Origin of the sequence: Thioclava sp. DLFJ5-1 (genome assembly GCF_002020115.1) — a bacterium.
GTDB classification, from domain to species: domain Bacteria; phylum Pseudomonadota; class Alphaproteobacteria; order Rhodobacterales; family Rhodobacteraceae; genus Thioclava; species Thioclava sediminum.
In genome coordinates, this window is the sequence record NZ_MPZU01000012.1 from 1 (window position 1) to 2,500 (window position 2,500).

At 54.4% G+C, this 2,500-nt stretch carries 1 tRNA gene and 2 rRNA genes (1 of these 3 cut by a window edge); all 3 read right to left on the reverse strand.

Annotated features, from left to right (window positions below):
• Nucleotides 1–4: 4 nt before the first annotated feature.
• Nucleotides 5–81, reverse strand: a tRNA-Met gene (locus tag BMI86_RS20745).
• A 195-nt stretch (nucleotides 82–276) separates the two neighbouring features.
• A 5S ribosomal RNA gene (rrf, locus tag BMI86_RS20750) occupies nucleotides 277–391 on the reverse strand.
• Between the two features lie 129 nt (nucleotides 392–520).
• Nucleotides 521–2,500, reverse strand: a 23S ribosomal RNA gene (locus BMI86_RS20755) (it continues 852 nt past the right edge of the window).

Genomic DNA, 2,500 nt, shown 5'->3' on the forward strand with positions numbered 1-2,500 from the left:
GATTTGGTTGCGGGAGTAGGATTTGAACCTACGACCTTCAGGTTATGAGCCTGACGAGCTACCGGGCTGCTCCATCCCGCGTCCGTTGAGCGTTTGCCTTGATGTCAGGTTATGAGCCTGACGAGGCGATCGCGTTTTTCAAACTCTTTAGGAGAGTTTGTAGCGATTGCGGGGTGCTCGATCCCGCGTTTGTTTCCCGAGGGCTTTATGTTTTTGCGATCGGGATTTTGTTTGTCATCGTTGTTTGAGAGATGAAGTTTTATCGCTTCTTTCTAGGTTTGGCGGTGACCTACTCTCCCACGTCTTAAGACGCAGTACCATTGGCGCGACGGCACTTAACGGCCGGGTTCGGAATGGAGCCGGGTGTTTTGCTCGTGCTATGACCACCAAACCGAGGAAGAAGCGATGATTTCAAGTCATGCGGCGCTTGCCGCCTCCAGCATTGCGCTGGCGCGGAGCGTTCTACACTAAATTAATGCATGCTGTTTGATCGGAGCCAGAGGTCTGGCTTCTACCGGATCAAATCAAGCCAATCGGGCAATTAGTACTGGTCAACTGAACGCGTTGCCGCGCTTACATCTCCAGCCTATCGACGTGGTGGTCTTCCACGGCCCTCAAGGGATACCTAGTTTTGAAGGGGGCTTCCCGCTTAGATGCTTTCAGCGGTTATCCTGTCCGGACATAGCTACCCAGCACTACCGTTGGCACGATAACTGGTCCACCAGTGGTCCGTTCACCCCGGTCCTCTCGTACTAGGGGCAACTCTTCTCAAGTATCCTACACCCACGGCAGATAGGGACCGAACTGTCTCACGACGTTCTAAACCCAGCTCACGTACCTCTTTAAACGGCGAACAGCCGTACCCTTGGGACCTGCTCCAGCCCCAGGATGAGATGAGCCGACATCGAGGTGCCAAACGGTGCCGTCGATATGGACTCTTGGGCACCATCAGCCTGTTATCCCCAGAGTACCTTTTATCCGTTGAGCGATGGCCCTTCCACTCGGGACCACCGGATCACTATGGCCGACTTTCGTCTCTGCTCGACTTGTCAGTCTTGCAGTCAGGCTGGCTTCTGCCATTGCACTCAACGACCGATTTCCGACCGGTCTGAGCCAACCTTCGCGCGCCTCCGTTACACTTTGGGAGGCGACCGCCCCAGTCAAACTACCCACCACGCAGGGTCCCGGATCCCGATAAGGGACCGCGGTTAGACATCAAGCAGGCGAAGGGTGGTATCTCAAGGATGGCTCCACGAAGACTGGCGTCCCCGTTTCAAAGCCTACCACCTATCCTGCACATCACATGCCTGATGCCAGTGCGAAGCTATAGTAAAGGTTCATGGGGTCTTTCCGTCTAACCGCGGGTAGTGTGCATCTTGACACACAGTTCAATTTCGCTGAGTCCACGTTTGAGACAGCGGGGAGATCGTTACGCCATTCGTGCAGGTCGGAACTTACCCGACAAGGAATTTCGCTACCTTAGGACCGTTATAGTTACGGCCGCCGTTTACCGGGGCTTCAATTCGGAGCTTGCACTCCTCCTTTTAACCTTCCGGCACCGGGCAGGCGTCAGACTGTATACGTCGCCTTACGGCTTCGCACAGCCCTGTGTTTTAAGTAAACAGTCGCCACCCCCTAGTTTGTGCCCCCCACCCTCACTTGCGTGAGAATGGGGCCTCCTTCTCGCGAACTTACGGAGGCATTTTGCCGAGTTCCTTAAACGTGGTTCTCTCAAGCGCCTTGGTATTCTCTACCAGTCCACCTGTGTCGGTTTCGGGTACGGTCCGATAGTGGGGCTATTTCCAGGAACTGCTAAGCGGCCCACACAATCCAATAAGTGTGAACAACCCTCGCAATCCGTCACCACCACATGGCCCAGGAATATTAACCTGGTTCCCATCGACTACGCCTTTCGGCCTCGCCTTAGGGGCCGGCTTACCCTGCTCAGATTAGCTTTAAGCAGGAACCCTTGGACTTTCGGCGACAGGGTCTCTCACCCTGTTTGTCGCTACTCATGTCAACATTCTCACTTCTGATCACTCCACCGGATGCCTTACAGCCCGGCTTCACAGTCAGAACATTGCCTCCAATACTCCCTAAGGAGATAAGGAGGCAGCGTTCTATATCACAGAACGCTCCGCTACCACGCACATCACTGTGCATCCAAAGCTTCGGCTCATGGCTTGAGCCCCGTTACATCTTCGCCGCAAGACCTCTTGACTAGACCAGTGAGCTGTTACGCTATCTTTAAAGGATGGCTGCTTCTAAGCCAACCTCCTGGTTGTTTTGGAAGTCTCACATGCTTTCCCACTTAGCCATGAATTGGGGGCCTTAGCTGTTGGTCAGGGTTGTTTCCCTCTCCACGACGGACGTTAGCACCCGCCGTGTGTCTGCCGATCAGTTCTTCCCGGTATTCGGAGTTTGCTTAGACTCAGTAAGGCTGTGGGCCCCCATCATCCATGCAGTGCTCTACCCCCGGGAGAATACAATCGACGCGCTA